1 protein-coding gene is annotated in these 1,384 nt (G+C 65.5%); it reads left to right on the plus strand.

Annotation, left to right across the window (positions count from 1 at the left end; all coding sequences use genetic code 11):
- Positions 1-244 precede the first annotated feature (244 nt).
- The gene (locus U9977_RS05990; protein ID WP_322748167.1) at positions 245-1,273 is read left to right on the plus strand and encodes a PhoH family protein; all 1,029 of its coding nucleotides are present in this window, start codon (positions 245-247) and stop codon (positions 1,271-1,273) included.
- Positions 1,274-1,384: the final 111 nt, after the last annotated feature.

The following is a 1,384-nucleotide window of genomic DNA, read 5'->3' on the forward strand; positions in this document are numbered from 1 at the left end:
GGTGCGGCCGGAGCGATGCCTGCCCGGCTCGGTCGCACGGTGTTACGGACGTCGACCGCAGGTGTCGTCGCGGCCGCGATCGTGTTGTCCCATACCACCCGCTGGGATCGGTAGGCCGGAGGTGGCGCGATGCTGGTTCGGGATGCTGGTTCGCGATGCTGGTTGTTCTCGCGGATCGTTAGACTAGGGGCCGTACTGACTCATGTCGTTTGAGAGGTCTCGTGGCCGCAGCCGGCTGCAACCCATGACCGATTCCGTCTCCCCGTCCGACCAACGGACCGTCACCCGCATCGTCGTCCCGGGCGCGCACAGCATGGTAAGCCTGCTGGGCCACCAGGACGAGCTGTTGCGTGTCATCGAACAGGCCTTACCGTCCGACATCCATGTCCGGGGCAACGAGATCACCATTACCGGTCATCCGGACGAGAACGCACTGGCCGCCAAGCTCTTCGCCGAACTGATCGCTCTGTTGGAGTCCGGCACGGAACTGACGCCGTCCCACGTCAACCACTCGTTGTCGATGTTGCGCAGTGGTGGCGATGAGCGGCCTGCCGAGGTGCTCACCCTCAACATCCTGTCTGGCCGTGGGCGGACGATCCGTCCCAAGACGTTGAATCAGAAACGCTATGTGGACGCGATCGACGTCCACACGATCGTGTTCGGCATCGGCCCGGCCGGCACCGGCAAGACCTATCTGGCCATGGCCAAGGCCGTGCAGGCACTCCAGTCAAAGCAGGTGAACCGGATCATCCTGACCCGGCCCGCGGTCGAGGCGGGAGAGCGGCTCGGTTTCCTGCCCGGCACGCTTTACGACAAGATCGACCCGTATCTGCGACCGCTCTACGACGCCTTGCACGACATGGTCGATCCGGACTCGATCCCACGACTGATCCAGAGCGGAACCATCGAGGTCGCGCCGCTCGCCTACATGCGCGGCCGGTCCCTGAACGACGCTTTCATCATCCTGGACGAGGCGCAGAACACCTCCGGTGAGCAGATGAAGATGTTCCTCACCCGGCTCGGTTTCGGTTCCAAGATCGTTGTTACCGGGGATGTGACCCAGGTGGATCTGCCCAGCGGAACCCGCAGCGGCCTGCGTGTCGTCCGGGAAATCCTCGACGGCGTTGAGGACGTCCACTTCGCGACGCTGACCAGCACGGACGTGGTACGTCACCGGCTGGTCAGCGACATCGTCGACGCCTATGCCCGCTGGGACGCGGCAAGCGCGCCCAGCCCGCGACCTGCGCAGGCCGGCCGCCGGGACCGACGATGACCGGCCGTCGGTAGGGCGTGGCCGATGACCCGCAACCGGATGACCCGCAACCCGGATGACCCGCAACCGGATGACGCGCAACCGAGGACGTGCCGCGAGCAGTGGCGCCGC

The organism is Protofrankia sp. Cas8 (genome assembly GCF_963555845.1).
Taxonomy (GTDB): domain Bacteria; phylum Actinomycetota; class Actinomycetes; order Frankiales; family Frankiaceae; genus Protofrankia.